We start from the raw sequence: 19,132 nt of genomic DNA on the forward strand, positions 1-19,132 counted from the left end.
CAATATGAAGATCTTAAGAACAAAGCAAATAATCGAAAATAAAAATGTACAGCATTTAAAATTTGTACAATATATTCTGACTTTGTGTTTCCTGCTTTTTGTAGTTGTGGGCATAACCGGCTGCACAAAAGAGTATACCGCGGACGATATCAAATCATATGCCAAAGAAACGTTATCCATAAGAAGAGTTACTGTGGATATAATCCCCCATGAATATAAAGATGAGGATGGATACACGGATATTTTATGGACTGTGAAAGATAAGAAAAACAACATTACATTTCATGTATTGGATAACACCTTCTATGGTGTGGAAAGCGTAACCAATATGCTGTTGGATGATTACGATGACTGCGTATTTGCCGCGTATGCAGATAAGCTTCCATCCAACATTTTATCCTATGAAATCACAGAAAATGACCAAACGCATCTGACAAATGTCGAAATCGTTGCTGATTATACAAACGAGACAGAACTTAACGCATGCCTTTGCGCTTTGCAGGATGTATATACATTCTATGAAGAAAAAGGGTTTGATGATCTAGTTATTGGATATACATTACATTATCAACCACCAGAAAACAACATGGATGCGGAACCGGATACCGAAGGAAAAGAATACACCGGTATTCTTTCCGATATTCCAACTTTATCTGAATTCAAATAATGAATCCCTGAAAAGCGCAGTTTATACTGCGCTTTTTTTATAATAAACCTGTTCAACCCCCCTACCCAGAAAAATCGAACATTTATTCGAAAAAAGTATTGACAAAAGAACAGATGTTCTGTATAATTCAATCATCGAACAGATGTTCATCAGATGAAACAGCAACAGGGAGGAAACAGATATGAAACATAAATTAATTTTTGGACTTAGTCTTGTACTTATCATTTGTATAATATTTGGTGTCAACAATAAAAAGCAGAACCCGGAAGCAGCAACATCCAATCAGAAATATTATGCCTGCATCACGATTGATGAAGACGAAACACTCTGGACAATTGCAGAAGAGCATTATTCCGAAGAATATAACAGTTATCAGGAATACATCGATGAAGTCAAGTTTATTAACAACCTGACCGATGATACGATTTATCGTGGAGCCAAGCTGGTAATTCCTTACTACGCAGCCCCATTATAAATAAATTCCATACCATACCTTATTTGAAACCGGAACGTAAAACCTTCCGGCTTTTTTCAACAAATTTCCTGCCATATCGGTTGAAAGTTAAACCGATTTCTTATATAATAATTTAATTGTGGGATTGGAATACATACACCCACAAATTATATAAGAAAGAGGAAATACAAATGAACAGCGTGTCAATTCCAACTATGGAGCCGGATAGACAATACTATTTCATGAACCAGTGCAAAACACTTGTACTTGAGAAAAAGGCAGCATTGAATCGACCACTTACCTACAACATCCAGACCTTTGGATGTCAGATGAATTCCCACGACTCAGAGAAGCTCAAAGGCATCATGGATGAGATCGGATATGAAGAAGTGGACGACGAGGCAGCTGACTTTGTAATCTTTAATACATGTACGATTCGCGAGAATGCGAATCAGAAATTATACGGACATCTCGGCCACGTCAAGACATTAAAGAACAAAAACAAAGACATGATCGTGTGTCTGTGTGGCTGCATGATGCAGGAGCCACATGTCATTGAGACATTGAAACAGAAGTATAAATTCGTAAATATTATCTTCGGCACACATAACATCTACAAATTAGCAGAGCTTATTTACAGCTATTTAGAGACAGGCAAGCAGACAATCGAAGTCTTAGATGAGACAAAACAGACCGTCGAACAGCTTCCTAGAAAGCGGAAATATACATTTAAGTCCGGCGTCAATATCATGTACGGATGCAACAATTTCTGTACGTACTGTATCGTGCCATATGTACGCGGACGTGAACAGAGCCGCAAGAAAGAAGAGATTCTGGCAGAGGTAGAAGCACTTGCCAAGCAGGGAATTTCCGAAGTTATGCTGCTTGGTCAGAATGTAAATTCCTATGGCAATATCTATGAATACAAGGACGGAAAGATTGTTGAAGTGGACGAGAAAGATCGTGTAACATTTCCACAGCTGCTTACGGAAGTGTGCAAAATTGACGGCATCAAGCGTGTACGCTTCATGACCAGTCATCCGAAAGATCTGTCAGATGAGCTGATTGAGGTAATGGCAGAAGAGCCGAAGATCTGCAAGCATCTGCATCTGCCTGTACAATCAGGTTCCACTAACATATTAACACGCATGAACCGTCGCTATACGAAGGAACAGTACCTTGCGTTAGTTGACCGGATTCGTGCCAAGATGCCGAACATCTCCCTGACAACCGATATCATCGTCGGATTTCCGGGTGAGACAGAAGAAGATTTCGAGGATACACTGGATATTATCCGTAAAGTAAAATATGATCAGGCGTTTACATTTATCTACTCCAAGCGCACCGGAACACCGGCTGCAACAATGGATAATCAGGTGCCGGAAGATGTCATCAAGGAACGTTTTAACCGTCTTCTGACATTAGTCAACGAGATTTCGAATGCACAGATCAAGCGGTTTGCTGATCAGGTAAAGCCTGTGCTTGTGGAGGAAGTAAATCATCACGATGCATCACTTGTAACCGGACGAACCGAAGAGAATGTAACGGTACATTTTCCGGGAACTGCCGATATGATCGGAACGACTGTCGATGTAAAGCTGACAGACTGTAAGGGATTTTACTTCATGGGTGAAAGGATTGGGTGATTGGCGTGGCAAAGCTATCTCCTATGATGGAGCAATATGTTGCAACTAAAGAAAAATATAAAGACTGTATTTTATTTTACCGTCTCGGTGATTTCTATGAGATGTTCTTTGATGATGCAATCTTAGCATCCAAGGAACTTGAAATTACACTAACCGGAAAAGACTGCGGTATGGAAGAGCGGGCACCGATGTGTGGGATTCCATTTCATGCAGCAGATACTTATATCAATCAGCTTGTAAAAAAAGGCTACAAGGTAGCAATCGGCGAGCAGGTCGAAGATCCCAAGCTTGCCAAAGGACTTGTAAAGCGTGAGGTCATACGGATTGTAACACCGGGTACCAATTTGTCTTCCGAAAGTCTGGAAGAGTCCAAGAACAATTACCTGATGTGTATTTCCTATGTTGGGAAAAACTATGGTATCTCCGTTACGGATCTGTCAACTGGTGTATTTAAGACCTGCCAGATACAACAGGCAGAAAAGGTCGTTGATGAGATCAATAAATTCCAGCCATCCGAGGTATTATATCAGGCTGGCGTAGAACAGGTAGAAGAGATTCACGCCGTATGTGAGCGGTTGCAGGTATCTCATACCGAAGCACCGGACTATTATTTTAACTTAGAAACAGACGAAGAAACATTAAAGCGTCAGTTTCACATCAACAGTATCGAGGGACTCGGGTTAAAGGACAGCCCGGCTTGTGTTGCTTCCTGTGGTGCATTGATGCAGTATCTGCATGAAACACAGATGAGTTCCCTGTCACATATCAACCATATCGAGACGTATTCTGTGGATTCCTTTATGATTTTGGATTCCGCAACCAGACGGAATCTGGAACTTACTGAAACCTTGCGGGATAAGCAGAAGCGTGGTTCTCTGCTTTGGGTACTCGATAAGACAAAAACTGCAATGGGTGCCAGAAAACTGCGTGAATTTGTCGAACAGCCACTCTTATATAAGGATGCGATTGAAAAACGTCTGGATGCAATCGAAGCGATCAACAAAGAGCTGATCGTTCGGGAAGAACTGCGCGAATATTTGAATACGATTTACGATCTGGAGCGTCTACTGACACGAATCGCACTGAAGACTGCCAATCCAAGGGATTTACTCGCTTTCAAGACATCCATTCAATATCTGCCGGATATTTATAATCTGCTCCGTGAGCTTCCTTGTGAACGTATCAATGAAATTTACGAGGATTACGATAGTCTGGAAGATCTGTATGATCTGCTCGAACAGGCAATCGTGGAAGAACCTCCGGTTTCTATCAAGGAAGGTGGTATCTTCAAACAGGGATACCGCGACGAGATTGACGAGCTGCGTCTGGCAAAAACCGAATGTAAGACATGGCTGGCGGATCTGGAGTCAAAAGAACGGGAAAAAACAGGAATTAAAGGTCTGAAAATCAAATATAACAAGGTCTTTGACTATTATTTTGAGGTGACAAATTCATTCAAATCCTTAGTTCCAGATTATTTCATCCGCAAACAGACGCTGGTAAACGCCGAACGTTTTACGACAGATGAATTAAATACTCTTTCTGGCAAGATTCTTGGCGCAGAGGATAAGCTATATGCGCTCGAATACGACTGCTATGTGGAATTAAGAGAAAAACTTGCCGCAGCCCTTGTCCGTGTACAAAAGATGGCTGGATACATTGCAGAATTAGACGCCCTTTGTTCTCTTGCATATGTCGCTGACAAGAACAATTATGTCCGTCCATCCTTAAATACCGATGGCGTGATTGATATCAAAGGCGGCAGACATCCGGTTGTTGAGAAAATGCTTGCAAACGACAGCTTCGTGGAAAATGATACTTACCTGAATAATGCCGAAAGCCGTATCTCGATCATTACCGGACCTAATATGGCAGGTAAATCCACCTATATGCGTCAGACTGCATTGATCACGCTGATGGCCCAGATTGGTTCCTTTGTCCCTGCAGAGTCGGCGAATATTGGACTCTGTGACCGGATATTTACCCGTGTCGGTGCATCGGACGACCTCGCAAGCGGACAATCAACATTTATGATCGAAATGAATGAAGTTGCAAATATCCTACGCAACGCAACGAAAGACAGCCTTCTTATCTTAGATGAGATCGGACGTGGTACATCCACTTTCGACGGTCTTTCGATTGCATGGGCAGTTGTTGAATACATTGCCGATCCAAACATATTAGGCGCAAAGACATTATTTGCAACGCATTATCATGAGCTGACAGAATTAGAAGGAAAGCTTTCCTCCGTCAATAATTTCTGTATTGCTGTACAGGAAGAGGGCGACGACATTGTGTTCCTCCGCAAGATTATCAAGGGTGGTGCAGACCGGAGTTATGGTATACAGGTAGCCAGACTTGCCGGTGTGCCAGAACCAGTTTTGAAACGGGCACGCGAAATCTGCAATGAGCTGATTGACTCCGATATCACAACGAAGGTAAAAGATATCGACATCAAGCCGGCACTTTCTGAGCAGCCAAAGAAAAAAGAGACAAGATCTTCGGACTATGAACAGCTTTCTCTGTTTTCTTCCCCTGTGGAGATGACGATTGCCAACGAGTTAAAAACGATGGATCTGAATAATATGACACCGATCAAGGCAATGTTATACTTGCAGGAATTACAGGAACGTCTGAAACAGCAGTAACCGATGCCATTGTTTATGAACAACTATGAGGGTACATAACATATGATTAGAGTATTAGATAAAGCGACCATCGATAAAATTGCAGCCGGCGAAGTTATTGAACGTCCATCCTCTGTCGTAAAGGAGCTTTTGGAAAATGCCATTGATGCTGGCTCCACCGCAGTGACCGTTGAGATTAAGGACGGCGGAACTTCCTTTATCCGCGTGACCGATAACGGTTGCGGCATTCCAAAGGAAGAAGTGCGCATGGCATATATGCGTCATGCAACAAGTAAGATTGAACATGCGGAAGACTTAAATTCCATCCTGTCGCTTGGTTTCCGTGGTGAGGCACTTTCTACGATTGCAGCCGTCTCACAGACGGAAATGATCACAAAAACCGCGACCGACCTGACTGGAATCAAATATGTCATCCACGGTGGAAAGGAAATCGAATACAAAGATGTCGGTGTGCCAAACGGCACCACGATTGTTGTTCGGAATTTGTTTTTCAATACACCGGCACGTAAGAAGTTTTTGAAGTCTGCCATGACAGAAGGTTCCTATATTTTTGACCTTTTGACGCGAATTGCACTGTCACATCCGGAAATATCCTTTAAACTGATTGCAAACGGACAGACACGTATTGATACTTCCGGAAACGGAAAGTTAAAGGATACGATCTATCAGTTATATGGCAGAGACATCACTGCCAATCTGATTCCAATTGATTACACTGACGGTGATATTCATCTGTCTGGATTTATCGGCAAGCCTTTTATTGCAAGAGGAAACCGTGGACTTGAAAATTATTTTATCAATCACCGGTACATTAAAAGCAACGTCGTAAACCGCGCGATTGAAGAAGGCTACCGTACCTTTGTGATGCAACACAAATTTCCATTTACCGTGCTGTATCTGGATCTGCCACAGGAAAAATGCGATGTCAACGTCCATCCGACCAAAATGGAATTCAAATACGATAACGAGAAGAAGCTGTTTGAGGTCTGTTGTACAGCCGTAAAGTTGGCTCTGACCCACAAGGAGATCATACCGAAAGAGGGAGAAAAACCAATTGTCTCCCCTGTGATTTCCCACCCGGAGCAAAAACCAGCAGAGCCTTTTGAGGTGAGACGAGCACAGTCACAGACGATTCCACAGAAAAACGTCCGTGCCGGAAGTTACAGTCCGACTTACAAGATTCTGGAATCTCTTCGGAAAGCAGAAGAGCAGGAAGCTGCCAAGAATGGGACACCACTCCCGAACATCGCTGATATGGTTGCCGACGATGGCGTTGTATATGCACCATCTGCACAAGCACCGCAGCCGAACAAATCAACTTCTTCAGCTCAGGCAGTACGGCAGGACAATTACGCAGCAACCGCGTCTCAGACTGTGCAACAGAATAGTACAACGTCTCAGCCAGACAATTCTGAGCCAACACAGGTCCAGCCAGCGGAACCATCCAACAAGCTGGATCTGTCTAAGATGGACAAAAATTCAGCAGCCTACAAATACACAGTTGGCAAGCAGGAAACGCTCTTTGACGATGATTTTCTGACGGAAAAAGCGCGGCTTTCGCACCGTGTGATCGGTCAGGTATTTGAGACATACTGGCTGATTGAATACAATGACAATCTTTATATCATGGATCAGCATGCCGCACATGAGAAGGTAAAATACGAAGAACTGATGGAAAACCTCAAAAATAAACAGGTGTTTTCCCAGCAGCTCTTACCGCCTATGGTAATTACCGTTACCTATGCAGAGCGGCAGGCAATCTTAGATAACTTTGATTTGTTTATGAAAATTGGCTATGATATCGAGGAATTTGGCGGCAATGAATTCAAGATCAACGCAATTCCATCCAACCTTTTTGGTCTACATGGACGGGATATGTTCTTAGAGTTTGTCGGCTCCCTGATTCAGAATTCCGGTTACATGTCGAATGATATTTTTGTCAAGAAATTATCTACTATGGCATGTAAAGCGGCAGTAAAGGGAAATATGAAGTTATCCTTTCAGGAAATTGATGCCTTGGTTGACAAGCTGCTCAGTCTGGAAAACCCATATACGTGTCCACACGGCAGACCAACCATCATCTCTATGAGTAAGACCGAACTGGAAAAGAAATTCCACCGTATCGTTTCATAATCCCTGCGGACGAACACACAAAATGAAACAATACCTACATCAATTATGACAAATACAGAAAAAAAGAACAATTTAATTATACTGACCGGTCCAACCGCAGTCGGAAAGACAGCGCTTTCCTTAAAGCTTGCAAACGATGTAGGCGGAGAGATCGTATCCGCCGATTCCATTCAGGTGTACAAACATTTTGATATCGGTTCAGCGAAGATCCTGCCAGAAGAAATGCAGGGCATCCCGCATCATCTGATTGATATCTTAGAACCAAAGGACAGTTTTAATGTTATGGAATTCAAGAAATATGCAGAAGAAGCGATGGCTGGTATCTATGAGCGCGGACATATCCCGATCATCACTGGAGGAACGGGATTTTATATTCAAGCTCTTTTATATGATATTTCCTTTGATGAAGAAACCGAGGATGGCTACCGAAAAGAGTTGGAAGCCCTTGGAGACGAAAAGGGAAACGATTATCTGCACACGATGCTTGTAGAATGTGATCCGGAATCTGCCGCAGCAATCCATGCCAATAACCGGCAACGTGTGATTCGTGCATTGGAATATTTCCATCAGACCGGAAAGAAATTTTCGACACATAACGAAACAGAGCGTGAGAAGACGTCTCCATTTAACTTTGCATATTTTGTGCTGACAAGAAACCGTGCAGCCTTGTATGAGACAATCGAGCAGCGCATTGACGAAATGCTTGCCTCCGGGCTTGTGGAAGAAGTTCGTTCTTTAGTCGACACCTACCATTTAACCACAGAGGATACAAGCATGCAGGGGATTGGATATAAAGAAATCCTTGGATATCTGAACGGCGAATACGATCTTCCAGAAGCCATCCGGATATTAAAACGCGACACCAGACACTTTGCAAAGCGTCAGCTTACCTGGTTTCGGCGGGAACGGGACGTAATCTGGCTCGACAAGGATATCTTAAACGCAGACCAGAAGCTGGAAGATGCAATCATGACGCATCTTGCAGAGAAAAATATACGATAATTTTGCAATGATCAATTACAGGAGAATATTATGAGTGCAACCGATGAAATTAAAAACTATTATTTAAGTCTTGGCATCAAGGAATCGGTCTACGATTTCTGCGAAGCAACCGAACAGGCATTGCTTCCAAGATTTCAGGAGATCGACCGCATTGCAGAACAAAACCAGATTAAGGTAATCTCTGCTATGCAGAAAGCTGGATTTTCAGAGTCCCATTTGAATGGTACGACCGGATACGGCTACAACGACCGCGGAAGAGAAGCAGTCGAAGAGATTTACGCCCATGTATTTCACACCGAGGACGCATTGGTACGTCAGCAGATTACCTGTGGTACCCATGCACTATCCATTGCCCTGTCCGCGAATTTGCGTCCGGGCGATGAAATCTTGTCCCCGGTCGGAAAAGTGTATGATACTTTAGAGGGAGTTATCGGCATCAGGGAGTCCAAGGGATCTCTTGCCGAATTCGGCATTACATTCCGCAAAGTTGATTTATTGCCAGATGGCAGTTTTGACTATGATAACATTAAGAAAAACATCAACGAGAAGACAAAGCTGATCGAGATTCAGCGTTCCAAGGGATACGATGTACGTCCAACCCTTTCAGTCGAACAGATTGGTGAACTGATTGCATTTGTGAAATCCATCAAGCCAGACGTGATCTGTATGGTTGATAACTGCTACGGCGAATTCGTTGAGACAATTGAGCCATCCGATGTCGGTGCAGATATGGTTGTCGGTTCCCTGATTAAGAATCCGGGTGGCGGACTTGCTCCAATCGGCGGATATATCTGCGGTAAGAAAGAATATATTGAAAACTGCGCGTACCGTCTTACAACACCAGGACTTGGAAAGGAAGTCGGTGCATCTTTGAACGCAACCCGTCCAATCGCACAGGGACTGTTTTTAGCACCAACTGTAACTGCAGCTGCATTAAAAGGCGCCATCTTTGCCGCTAATGTCTATGAACGCCTGCATTTTAAATCTGTTCCGAATGCCACAGAACCTCGTTATGATATCATTCAGGCAGTAGAATTTGGAAAACCGGAATATATCCAGGCATTCTGTGAAGGAATTCAGGCGGCTGCACCGGTTGACAGCTTTGTAACTCCAATCCCATGGGATATGCCAGGTTACGACAGTCAGGTCATTATGGCTGCCGGTGCATTTGTATCCGGTGCATCCATTGAACTTTCTGCCGATGCTCCAATGAAAGAGCCATATGCCGTATATTTTCAGGGTGGACTGACCTATCCCCATGCAAAGTTTGGTATCATGATGTCCCTTGAAAAAATGGTAGAAAAAGGACTTGTAGTATGTTAGACTAGGCGATGATAAGCCTCGCACCCGGAGAGGTGGAAGGAGTGCTTATGCATATATTAGTCAAAGATTTAGCTGTCTGCGAACGCCCTTACGAAAAGGCAGAGCGGTATGGTGTTTCCGCACTTTCGGATGCGGAACTGTTATCCCTGATCATGCGAACCGGCACCAAAGAGGCCAGCGTGCTGGATCTGGCAAATCAGGTATTAAATGCACACGATACGCAAAAAGGATTACTTGGATTGCAGTTTTTGCTGCCACAGGAGCTGACGAAAATCCCTGGTATCGGGAAGGTCAAAGCCATCCAGCTACTTGCACTGGCAGAGATATCCAAACGGATGAATCTCGAACAATTGCAAAAAAAACTGGAATTTCATACTCCTGACACAATTGGAGCGTATTATAGGGAGAAGTGCAGATTTTTATCCGTTGAAAAAACTTTTTTATTGTTACTTACAAATGCGCATACTTTAATCAAGGAAGTGGAGTTATCCTCTGGCACGGTCAATCAGACTTACCTGTCACCACGCGAGATATTTATTCACGCGCTGCGCTATGAGGCAGTGCATATCGTGCTGGTACATAACCACCCATCCGGTCGCGTTACACCAAGTGAGGCAGACATCCAATCGACGCTTCGCATCCGCGATGCAGGGCAGTTGCTTGGAATTCAGGTATCTGACCATATCATCGTCGCTGGAGATCATTATTTAAGTATGCTGGAAAGAGGCATTTTATGAGATTTGATCGAAGAAAAGATATCCATCCAAAATATCTGTTACTTACATTTACGATTATCGGCATCGTGCTGATCGTATTGTCATATGCAGCTGCACCAAAGGTCGCAGGCATCAGGCGCTTTACAAGCAAGCTGATCACGCCAATTCAGAAAGGAATCAATGAGATCGGTCTGTGGACGGATTCAAAAATGAAGAATCTGAACGAAATCAAAACACTGACCGACGAAAACGAAGCTCTGCAAGCAGAGCTTGCATCCTGTAAGCAGGAGATCACAAACTATCAGAATAAAATGCTGGAACTGCAGGAATTGCGGGATCTGTATAATCTGGATGAATCCTATCCGGATTATGAGATGACGGCTGCCCATGTATTTGCAAAAGATTCCACTTCGTGGTTTTCTACATTCTATATTGACAAGGGAACCAAACAGGGACTTTTTAAGGGTGCTAATGTCTTGTGTGGCGATGGCGTCGCAGGCATCATCACGGAATGCTTTGATGATTACGCCAAAGTGCGTGCAGTCATCGATGACAATTCCAATATCAGTGCGAAGGTCATGCCTGCAAATGCACTCTGTACTGTCGAGGGAGATCTGAACCTCTATGATAGCGGTTATCTGCTTGTTGAAAATATTGATAAGGACGCCAATGTATCAATCGGAGATAAGGTTGTAACCTCGCCGATTTCAGACCTGTATCATTCCGGTCTGATCATCGGCTATGTGGCAAAGACCTCTTATGACACAAACAACCTGACAATGACTGCCTATATTACACCCGCAGTTGATTTTTCAAACATCACAGATGTGCTTGTCATTACGGCAGAAAAAAAGACCGTCTCCCACGAGTAAGCAAATGTAAGGGAAGCAGCAAATTATGAAACATAAACTGAAACGAATCATAACTTTGGCAATTCTGATTGTCATAAATTTTGTATTACAATCGACGGTGTTTGGATTTCACAGTTTAAGTGTGATCACACCGAATCTTCTTCTGATCCTCACAATGTCCTTTGGACTGATGCGCGGCAGAAAAGAAGGTCTGCTGGTCGGTGCATGCAGCGGTCTGCTGGTGGATATATTTTTCTCCAGCATCCTTGGACCCTATATGCTTTTATACATGTTTATTGGTTATATTAACGGTTTCTTTCACAAAAACTACATGATTGAAGATGTATTACTGCCTTTGATCGTAATTATTGTGGATGATTTTCTGTTTAACACGATTATCTATATTGTCAGTTTCTTATTAAAGAATAAAACGAATTACGGTGTATACCTTCTGCATGTGATTCTGCCGGAGATTTTATGTACCGCTTTGTTAACGGTGATCATTTACAAGCTCTATGTAAAGATCAACAAACGTTTAAAGGAAGATGAGTAATCTATGTTACGTGAGATATTACAATCAATTAAAGAGATTATTGTCGACTATGTAAAAAGCCGTCTGTTTCCGGTTACAGTTGTCGTCCTTGTACTTTTCTCGATTCTGGTACATCAGCTTTTTGTGTTGCAGATCAAAGAGGGAGAAGAGCATATGGAGAATTTCGTCTACAAGTCAAAGAAGACTTTAACGATCGATTCCGTGCGTGGAAATATTTACGACTGCAATGGAAACCTGCTCGCCTACAATGAGCTTTCTTACTCGGTTGTTTTCAGTAATGACAACGCACAGACAACGATGGCAAAGAACCTGAAGATCAGCGAGAATGAATTGAAAAACCAGATTGTCGACGAGACAATCTCCATATTAGAGAAAAACGGCGACTCCCTGACATTGGATTTCCCGATCAAGCTCGATGCAAATGGGAACTTCCAGTTTACAGTCAAAGACCAGCAGTTGAAAAATTTCCTGAAGGATGTCTATGCAAAAACCGATTATGATTCCATGCCTGACGAACAGAAAAATGCAACTGCGGACGATATCATGGAATATCTGAATACCAAAGTATTTGATGTTTCAGATTCTTATAGCAAAGAAGCAGATTTAAAGATTGTCGGCGTACGTTACAAGTTGTGGATGAACCGCTATCAGCAGTATGTTCCGGTTACCATCGCTTATGACATCAGTGAGACAAGCAATGCAGCGATTACAGAGCATGCAGATGAGCTTCCGGGCATGTCTGTCTCCGTCAAATCCCTGCGCCGCTACAACGACGCCAAATATTTCGCCCATGTCATCGGCTATATCGGTGCCATTTCCGATGAGGAAATGAAAGAAAAAAATGCAGAGCTTTCAGATGAGGAGCAGTATACAAACGAAGAAATGATCGGAAAAACCGGTATTGAGCAGTATTGTGAGTCCTATCTGCGCGGTACAAATGGCCTTGAGACGATGTATGTCGATAACCTTGGTAAAGTTATTGACACTGTTGAATCCAAACCCGCAACAGCCGGAAACGATGTCTATCTGACTCTGGATTTAAATCTGCAGAAATACTGTTATGATACGCTGGAAGATGAGATTACCTCGATCATTTTATCGTATCTGACACCCGCCTATAACGTAATTGCCAAGGAAAATGCCAGCATCGCGATCTCTGATGTTTATTTTGGATTGTTTAATAACAACATCCTGTCACAGGATGATATGCGCGCAGAAGATGCAACGGATACTGAAAAAGCAACGATTCAGGCAATCGATGCCCAGAGACAGGCAACCCTTGACAATCTGTATACTATTTTGACATCTACCTTCACGCCGCTTTCTGAGCTGGATGAAAACTATCAGCATTACATGGAATATATCTGTGAGGTTTTGAGCGACAACAATATTTTCCATACCTCCATGATTGACAAAGACGATCAGGAGTTTATCGATTATACAAACAATGTAACGTCTCTGGAACATTATCTGAAATATGCAATCAGCCAGGAGGCGATCGACCTGTCTGCTTTGAAGGTTGAAAGCGATTATTATGATAATGACGAGATTTATAACGCATTATGCGATTATATTATTGAATATTTAAGTACAGACAGTGAATTCGACAAACTCGTGATCAAAGTTATGCTACAATCCGGAATGATAACCGGAGATGCAGTTGTACAGCTTCTGTATGATCAGGGAATTTTGAACGTCGACGGTGACACCGAGTATCAGGAATACCTCGCTGGAAATTACGGTGCCTATGACTTTATGCGTAAAAAGATCCAGAATCAGGAGATTACGCCTGCCATGCTGGCACTGGATATCTGTTCCGGTTCAGCGATTGTGACTGACGTCAACACTGGAGATGTCAAAGCATATGTCAGCTATCCAAGCTACGATAACAACTATCTGACCAACGAAGTAGATACCGCTTATTATAATCAGCTGTTAGCCGATAAGACAACGCCTCTATACAACCGTGCCAGCCAGCAGCGTACCGCGCCAGGTTCCACCTACAAACCGCTTGTTGCGATTGCAGGACTCACGGAGGGAGTAATTGACACCGGATCGATTTACTTCTGTAACGGACTTTTTGAAAAGATCACACCGTCTCCAAAATGTTGGGGCAACAGTGCACACGGAGGATTGAATGTCGTGGGTGGTATTCAGCATTCCTGCAACCTGTTCTTTTACAACCTCGGATATGATCTGGCGATTAAAGATGGCTCCTATAACGATGCCTACGGTGTTGAACGGATTCAGAAATACGCAGAGCTGTTCGGCCTTGGAGACAAATCTGGTCTGGAGCTTCCGGAAATCGAGCCGCATATCTCTGATAACGACTCCGTTCGAAGCGCCATTGGACAGGCAAAAAACATCTATGCACCCGTCCAGTTATCCCGCTATGTGACAACCATTGCCAACAGCGGAACCTGTTATAACCTCACATTGATCGATAAAGTAACCGACTACGAGGGAAATGTCATTTTGGACAATCATGCAGAAGTGAAAAATCAGGTGCAGCTTGCCAGCTCCACGTGGGACGCCGTCCATCAGGGTATGCGAAACGTGGTTGCGTATTCGGCTGGTTCCGACGAATTGATCAACCGGATCAATGTTCATGTCGCCGGAAAAACCGGAACCGCGCAGGAGAGTGAAGACAAGCCGGATCACGCGTTATTTGTATCCTACGCACCATATGAAAGTCCGGAAGTATCCGTAACCTGTGTTATCCAAAATGGTTATTCCTCCGCCAATGCCAGAGAATTGGCTGGATTCATCTATGCATACATGTATGATCCAGATAAATTAGTTGGTGCCGAAATGAGCGGCAACGCAACGCCGTCCCAAGATTAGTCAAAGAGAGGTGGAGTATGATTAGTCCCGTTATGATGAAAGGTAACAAAGCGGGGATTCGACTGATTATATCGCCGGATGCTACCATAAGTCAGGTGGTTACCTGTCTTTCTGATAAGCTTCAAACAACCGGAAGATATTATGCGAACATCAAACCGATTACCGTTACCTTTGAAGGTAAGGATCTGACAGAGGACGAAAAACAGCAAATCATCGATACACTAAACGACAAAGGCATTCGCATCGGACGCAGACCGCGTTCCATCGAAAAGCCTAAGAAGAAATCAATTTACTCCGATAAAAACGGTCTATTTTATATAGGCAACTTAAAGAACGGACAATCCATACAGGCAGCCGCCAGCATCGTGATTGTCGGAGATGTGGAATCAGGTGCCAGCGTTGAATCCGAGGGCAATATCATTATCATCGGAGCACTCCACGGTGCTGCAACCTCCGGGTGCAAAGGGAAACCTGATACGTTCGTATATAGCCTGAAATAGACTGGAGGATTTATCATGAGTGAAGTGATCGTTGTTACATCAGGAAAAGGCGGTGTCGGAAAGACTACGACAACCGCAAATATAGGATACGCCCTTGCCAGACATGGATTTGAAGTTCTGCTGATTGATACCGATATCGGACTTCGGAATCTGGATGTTGTCATGGGGCTTGAAAACAGAATTGTTTATAATCTGGTCGATGTCGTAGAAGGAAATTGCCGCCATCAACAGGCAATCATTCGTGACAAGCAGTGTGATACGCTATCTCTGCTCCCGGCAGCCCAGACGCGCGACAAAAGCGCCGTCTCTCCAGAGCAGATGATCAAACTCATCAATCAGCTCAAGCCAGATTATGATTACATAATTATCGATTGTCCGGCAGGCATCGAACAGGGATTTAAAAATGCTATTGCTGCTGCAAAACGTGCGATCGTCGTGACCACACCAGAGGTTTCTGCTATCCGGGATGCTGACCGCATCATTGGAATCTTAAATGCAAACGAGATACCACGGATTGACCTTGTAGTAAACCGAGTACGACAGGATATGGTCAAGCGGGGCGAGATGATGTCTGTAGAAGACGTTGTAGAAATCCTTGGGGTCAACCATATCGGAAGCGTCTACGACGATGAGAATATCGTCATCGCAAGTAACCGTGGAACACCGATTGCAACAAAAAACTGTGTTGCAGGACGTGCCTACGACCACATTGCCATGCGGATCTGCGGGCAGGATCTCGCAAAAGAAGAAAAAAGGAGCCGCTTGTTCGGCTGGTTAAAGAAGAAGGATAAAGATGTTCACAAGATTCAGTCTCAGAGACTATAATTTCAAATTACTGATTACCGTCATCATTGCCATGATCTGTGGCGTTGTCATGATCAACAGTGCAGACAGTTCATTCACGCCCAAACAGACCATCGGTATTGGGCTTGGCGTTATCATTATGATTTTTGTCTCTCTATTAAATTACGACTTTGTGTGCCGGTTTTACCGTGTGTTTTTCATCATTAACGCGGTTATATTACTTTCCGTTATCTTTTTTGGTGTGGAAGTCAATTACGCAAAACGATGGATCATGATTGGCGGAAGCGGAGGTATCCAGTTCCAGCCATCCGAATTTTCCAAGATCCTTATGATCTTATTTACTGCAACCTTTCTGGATAAACTGAAAGAAGATAATAAAATCAATACACTTAAAGGACTTTGCCTGTTTGTGCTTCTGATTGGATTATCCCTGGCACTGATCGCAGTAGAACCGGATCTGTCCACGACTCTGTGTCTGGCTATGGTTCTTGTCACAATGTTATATCTGTCTGGATTAAGCTATAAAATCATCGGAATTGCACTGCTGGTATTTGTTCCACTTGCAGGAAGCTTTCTGTGGTATATTCAGAGACCAAACCAACACTTGCTGCGTGATTATCAGGTGAACCGAATCCTGCAGTTTATCTATCCAGGGCAGTACGGCTCCGACTATACACAGCAGAATAACTCCGTTATGGCAATCGGTTCCGGACAGCTTACCGGAAAAGGCTTAAACACTTCAACCATCGCCACAGTAAAGGATGCAAATTTCATTTCGGAGCAGCAGACAGACTTCATTTTTTCTGTCATCGGCGAAGAACTTGGTTTCGTTGGAAGTGTAATAATTATTGCAATTCTACTGTTAATAGTGTTACAATGTATCCATGTAGCGAGAAATGCAAAAGATACAAAAGGCATGCTGATTGCAGCCGGAATGGGCTGTCTGATCGCATACCAGACATTCATCAATGTCGGTGTTGCAACCGGTGTTATACCAAACACCGGACTACCGCTTCCGTTTATCAGCTATGGGCTCAGTTCCCTGATCAGTATCTCGATTGGAATCGGAGTCGTGCTAAATGTCAGTATGCAAAAAACAAGCTACTAGGGAAGACTATAATGTTACTTAAGGAGAACCGTACATGAACATCGGTTTAATCGCACATGATGCGAAGAAAAAATTAATGCAGAATTTCTGTATCGCTTATCGGGGGATTATGTCTCATCATGAACTTTATGCAACCGGAACGACAGGACGTATGATTGAAGAGGTTACCAATCTGACTGTCCACAAGTTCCTCGCCGGGCATACCGGAGGAGAGCAGCAGCTCGGTGCCATGATTGAGAGCAATGATCTGGACATGATGATATTTTTACGCGATCCACAGACCAAGAAGAGCCACGATGTAGATATCAATAACATCTTTTCGCTTTGTGATATTCACAATATTCCACTTGCAACCAATCTTGCAACCGCGGAATTGCTGATCAAAGCGTTGGATCGTGGTGACTTAGATTGGCGAGAACTGTTTAAGCACTAAAAAACTATGCGAAGTAAATATTTAACGAGAAATTTAATAATACTTGTACTGTTGGTATTGTTTGTATCTATTGTCTGTATTGTCAACAATCACGTAAAGGCAGCGTATCCTGATGTTGATTCCGCTACTTACGTGATCGACCACCTGGTTCATCAATCGGACAATGTTGATTTCCATCAGGAGGACACGATTGTTTATCGTGACGACCGTACCCAGGCGGATTTGTTTCCCGAAGACTATTACGCACTTTTAATCAATGAATCCGACCAGACGGTACTTGCCGCCAAAAATGTACATCAACGTATGTATCCGGCAAGTATGACGAAGATGATGACTGCAATTGTTGTGGCTGATGCCATTGAAGCCGGAACCATTTCACTCGATGATATGGTTGAGATCACACAAAACTATGATCTGACAGCAGAAGATGTTGCCCCCAGCCAGTTGCATCGTGGATATACCATTTCCGTAAAAGACCTGTTGTATGGGCTGATGTTAGAATCCAACAATTATTATGCCCTGTATCTGGCAGAGTATGTGGGTGGGGATATCCAAAGCTTCTGTGACCGTATGAATCAGAAAGCCCTGGAGCTCGGAGCTACAAACACTCATTTTATGAATCCACACGGACTGGACGATCCAAATCACTATTCGACCGCATATGACATGTACCTCATTGTAAAAGAAGTCCACAATCATCAGATTCTACGGGATATTGATGGTTTTGATACATATACTTATACGTTTTATGATTCCAATGGCGCAGCAATTGATACCGAAAGCACCGCAACAAATTTATTTGTTACGGGAGAAGTGTCTCTGCCAGCGACCTTCCATCTGGAATCCTGGAAAACAGGAACGACCGATGGAGCTGGTAACTGTCTTGCCATGTATCTGACCAAGGACGGTAAGGACTATGTAGTTGTCGCATCATCCGGCAATTCCAAAGCGGACTTATACAATTCTATTATACGTTTATTATGTTTAACAGACTAAGGAGGACATGAGATGCTGGAACTAATTATTGGAGCAAAAGGAAACGGTAAAACACGCAAAATGGTGGAAAGAGCGAACAACGAAAGCAAGCGTACTAGCGGTTCTATCATTTACATTGATAAGAGCAACAAGCATATGTATGAACTTTCTAATGTCATCCGGCTCGTCAATCTGCACGAGTACGATATTCAATCCCCAGATGCCTTTATGGGCTTTATTCAGGGACTGATTTCTTCCAACCATAATGTAACTCACATCTTTTTGGATAACTTCATGATGATGTGTAACATCGAGGCAGATGCACTTGGCGCTGCATTGAAAGAGATTGATAAGATTTCCGAAAAATACAATGTTACATTTGTCATCAGTACTGCCGTGGAAGAATCCATGTTGCCAGCAGAATATGCAGCCAATGTTGTCTGTAAACTGTAAAATACACACAATCAGGTGAGGA

General features: G+C 43.3%; 17 protein-coding genes. All 17 read left to right on the forward strand.

What is annotated here, in order from left to right:
- The first annotated feature begins 4 nt into the window (after positions 1–4).
- The 17 genes from AAAT93_RS05815 to AAAT93_RS05895 all read left to right on the forward strand — a co-directional run bounded on the left by AAAT93_RS05815 (position 5) and on the right by AAAT93_RS05895 (position 19,110).
- Positions 5–667, forward strand: coding sequence for a hypothetical protein (locus tag AAAT93_RS05815; protein ID WP_227572800.1), 663 nt, complete (start codon positions 5–7; stop codon positions 665–667).
- Positions 668–848: 181 nt separating this feature from the next.
- On the forward strand, positions 849–1,142 hold the full coding sequence (locus AAAT93_RS05820) for a LysM peptidoglycan-binding domain-containing protein (protein ID WP_021985494.1): 294 nt from the start codon (positions 849–851) through the stop codon (positions 1,140–1,142).
- 170 nt (positions 1,143–1,312) lie between these two features.
- On the forward strand, positions 1,313–2,767 hold the full coding sequence (gene miaB / locus AAAT93_RS05825) for a tRNA (N6-isopentenyl adenosine(37)-C2)-methylthiotransferase MiaB (protein ID WP_021985495.1): 1,455 nt from the start codon (positions 1,313–1,315) through the stop codon (positions 2,765–2,767).
- Between the two features lie 23 nt (positions 2,768–2,790).
- Complete coding sequence (gene mutS, locus AAAT93_RS05830) at positions 2,791–5,415, forward strand: DNA mismatch repair protein MutS (RefSeq protein WP_196020151.1); 2,625 nt, start codon at positions 2,791–2,793, stop codon at positions 5,413–5,415.
- Positions 5,416–5,457: 42 nt separating this feature from the next.
- Positions 5,458–7,548, forward strand: a complete 2,091-nt coding sequence (mutL, locus tag AAAT93_RS05835; RefSeq protein ID WP_195540678.1) for a DNA mismatch repair endonuclease MutL — start codon at positions 5,458–5,460, stop codon at positions 7,546–7,548.
- 45 nt (positions 7,549–7,593) lie between these two features.
- Positions 7,594–8,550, forward strand: coding sequence for a tRNA (adenosine(37)-N6)-dimethylallyltransferase MiaA (gene miaA / locus AAAT93_RS05840; protein WP_118734127.1), 957 nt, complete (start codon positions 7,594–7,596; stop codon positions 8,548–8,550).
- Between the two features lie 30 nt (positions 8,551–8,580).
- The gene (locus AAAT93_RS05845; RefSeq protein WP_021985499.1) at positions 8,581–9,873 is read left to right on the forward strand and encodes an aminotransferase class I/II-fold pyridoxal phosphate-dependent enzyme; all 1,293 of its coding nucleotides are present in this window, start codon (positions 8,581–8,583) and stop codon (positions 9,871–9,873) included.
- An 8-nt stretch (positions 9,874–9,881) separates the two neighbouring features.
- On the forward strand, positions 9,882–10,610 hold the full coding sequence (gene radC / locus AAAT93_RS05850) for a RadC family protein (protein ID WP_117780908.1): 729 nt from the start codon (positions 9,882–9,884) through the stop codon (positions 10,608–10,610).
- The gene (mreC, locus tag AAAT93_RS05855; protein ID WP_021985501.1) at positions 10,607–11,461 is read left to right on the forward strand and encodes a rod shape-determining protein MreC; all 855 of its coding nucleotides are present in this window, start codon (positions 10,607–10,609) and stop codon (positions 11,459–11,461) included. Before radC ends, mreC begins: the two co-directional genes overlap by 4 nt.
- Positions 11,462–11,486: 25 nt before the next feature.
- Entirely contained in the window at positions 11,487–11,993 is a 507-nt protein-coding gene (gene mreD / locus AAAT93_RS05860) for a rod shape-determining protein MreD (RefSeq protein WP_021985502.1), read from the forward strand.
- Positions 11,994–11,996: 3 nt separating this feature from the next.
- Entirely contained in the window at positions 11,997–14,837 is a 2,841-nt protein-coding gene (locus AAAT93_RS05865) for a penicillin-binding transpeptidase domain-containing protein (RefSeq protein ID WP_227572801.1), read from the forward strand.
- A 32-nt stretch (positions 14,838–14,869) separates the two neighbouring features.
- Positions 14,870–15,337 carry a septum site-determining protein MinC gene (locus AAAT93_RS05870; RefSeq protein WP_182439202.1) on the forward strand — a complete coding sequence of 156 codons (468 nt, stop codon included), beginning with the start codon at positions 14,870–14,872 and terminating at the stop codon, positions 15,335–15,337.
- Between the two features lie 15 nt (positions 15,338–15,352).
- Complete coding sequence (gene minD, locus AAAT93_RS05875; RefSeq protein ID WP_021985505.1) at positions 15,353–16,162, forward strand: septum site-determining protein MinD; 810 nt, start codon at positions 15,353–15,355, stop codon at positions 16,160–16,162.
- A complete protein-coding gene (locus AAAT93_RS05880; protein ID WP_021985506.1) occupies positions 16,131–17,249 on the forward strand; it encodes an FtsW/RodA/SpoVE family cell cycle protein in 1,119 nt (372 codons plus the stop codon). Before minD ends, AAAT93_RS05880 begins: the two co-directional genes overlap by 32 nt.
- A 34-nt stretch (positions 17,250–17,283) precedes the next feature.
- Positions 17,284–17,682 carry a methylglyoxal synthase gene (locus AAAT93_RS05885; protein ID WP_021985507.1) on the forward strand — a complete coding sequence of 133 codons (399 nt, stop codon included), beginning with the start codon at positions 17,284–17,286 and terminating at the stop codon, positions 17,680–17,682.
- 6 nt (positions 17,683–17,688) lie between these two features.
- Positions 17,689–18,678, forward strand: coding sequence for a D-alanyl-D-alanine carboxypeptidase family protein (locus tag AAAT93_RS05890; protein WP_118734125.1), 990 nt, complete (start codon positions 17,689–17,691; stop codon positions 18,676–18,678).
- Positions 18,679–18,690: 12 nt separating this feature from the next.
- The gene (locus tag AAAT93_RS05895) at positions 18,691–19,110 is read left to right on the forward strand and encodes a hypothetical protein (RefSeq protein ID WP_021985509.1); all 420 of its coding nucleotides are present in this window, start codon (positions 18,691–18,693) and stop codon (positions 19,108–19,110) included.
- The last annotated feature ends 22 nt before the right edge of the window (positions 19,111–19,132 follow it).

The organism is Coprococcus hominis (ex Arizal et al. 2022), assembly GCF_040094675.1.
Taxonomy (GTDB): domain Bacteria; phylum Bacillota; class Clostridia; order Lachnospirales; family Lachnospiraceae; genus Coprococcus_C; species Coprococcus_C hominis.

Bases quoted from the DNA above. Each gene is read 5' to 3' on its own strand.
- AAAT93_RS05815 (WP_227572800.1), top strand. From the start codon at position 5: ATGAAGATCTTAAGAACAAAGCAAATAATCGAAAATAAAAATGTACAG.
- AAAT93_RS05820 (WP_021985494.1), top strand. From the start codon at position 849: ATGAAACATAAATTAATTTTTGGACTTAGTCTTGTACTTATCATTTGT.
- miaB (WP_021985495.1), top strand. From the start codon at position 1,313: ATGAACAGCGTGTCAATTCCAACTATGGAGCCGGATAGACAATACTAT.
- mutS (WP_196020151.1), top strand. From the start codon at position 2,791: ATGATGGAGCAATATGTTGCAACTAAAGAAAAATATAAAGACTGTATT.
- mutL (WP_195540678.1), top strand. From the start codon at position 5,458: ATGATTAGAGTATTAGATAAAGCGACCATCGATAAAATTGCAGCCGGC.
- miaA (WP_118734127.1), top strand. From the start codon at position 7,594: ATGACAAATACAGAAAAAAAGAACAATTTAATTATACTGACCGGTCCA.
- AAAT93_RS05845 (WP_021985499.1), top strand. From the start codon at position 8,581: ATGAGTGCAACCGATGAAATTAAAAACTATTATTTAAGTCTTGGCATC.
- radC (WP_117780908.1), top strand. From the start codon at position 9,882: ATGATAAGCCTCGCACCCGGAGAGGTGGAAGGAGTGCTTATGCATATA.
- mreC (WP_021985501.1), top strand. From the start codon at position 10,607: ATGAGATTTGATCGAAGAAAAGATATCCATCCAAAATATCTGTTACTT.
- mreD (WP_021985502.1), top strand. From the start codon at position 11,487: ATGAAACATAAACTGAAACGAATCATAACTTTGGCAATTCTGATTGTC.
- AAAT93_RS05865 (WP_227572801.1), top strand. From the start codon at position 11,997: ATGTTACGTGAGATATTACAATCAATTAAAGAGATTATTGTCGACTAT.
- AAAT93_RS05870 (WP_182439202.1), top strand. From the start codon at position 14,870: ATGATGAAAGGTAACAAAGCGGGGATTCGACTGATTATATCGCCGGAT.
- minD (WP_021985505.1), top strand. From the start codon at position 15,353: ATGAGTGAAGTGATCGTTGTTACATCAGGAAAAGGCGGTGTCGGAAAG.
- AAAT93_RS05880 (WP_021985506.1), top strand. From the start codon at position 16,131: ATGTTCACAAGATTCAGTCTCAGAGACTATAATTTCAAATTACTGATT.
- AAAT93_RS05885 (WP_021985507.1), top strand. From the start codon at position 17,284: ATGAACATCGGTTTAATCGCACATGATGCGAAGAAAAAATTAATGCAG.
- AAAT93_RS05890 (WP_118734125.1), top strand. From the start codon at position 17,689: ATGCGAAGTAAATATTTAACGAGAAATTTAATAATACTTGTACTGTTG.
- AAAT93_RS05895 (WP_021985509.1), top strand. From the start codon at position 18,691: ATGCTGGAACTAATTATTGGAGCAAAAGGAAACGGTAAAACACGCAAA.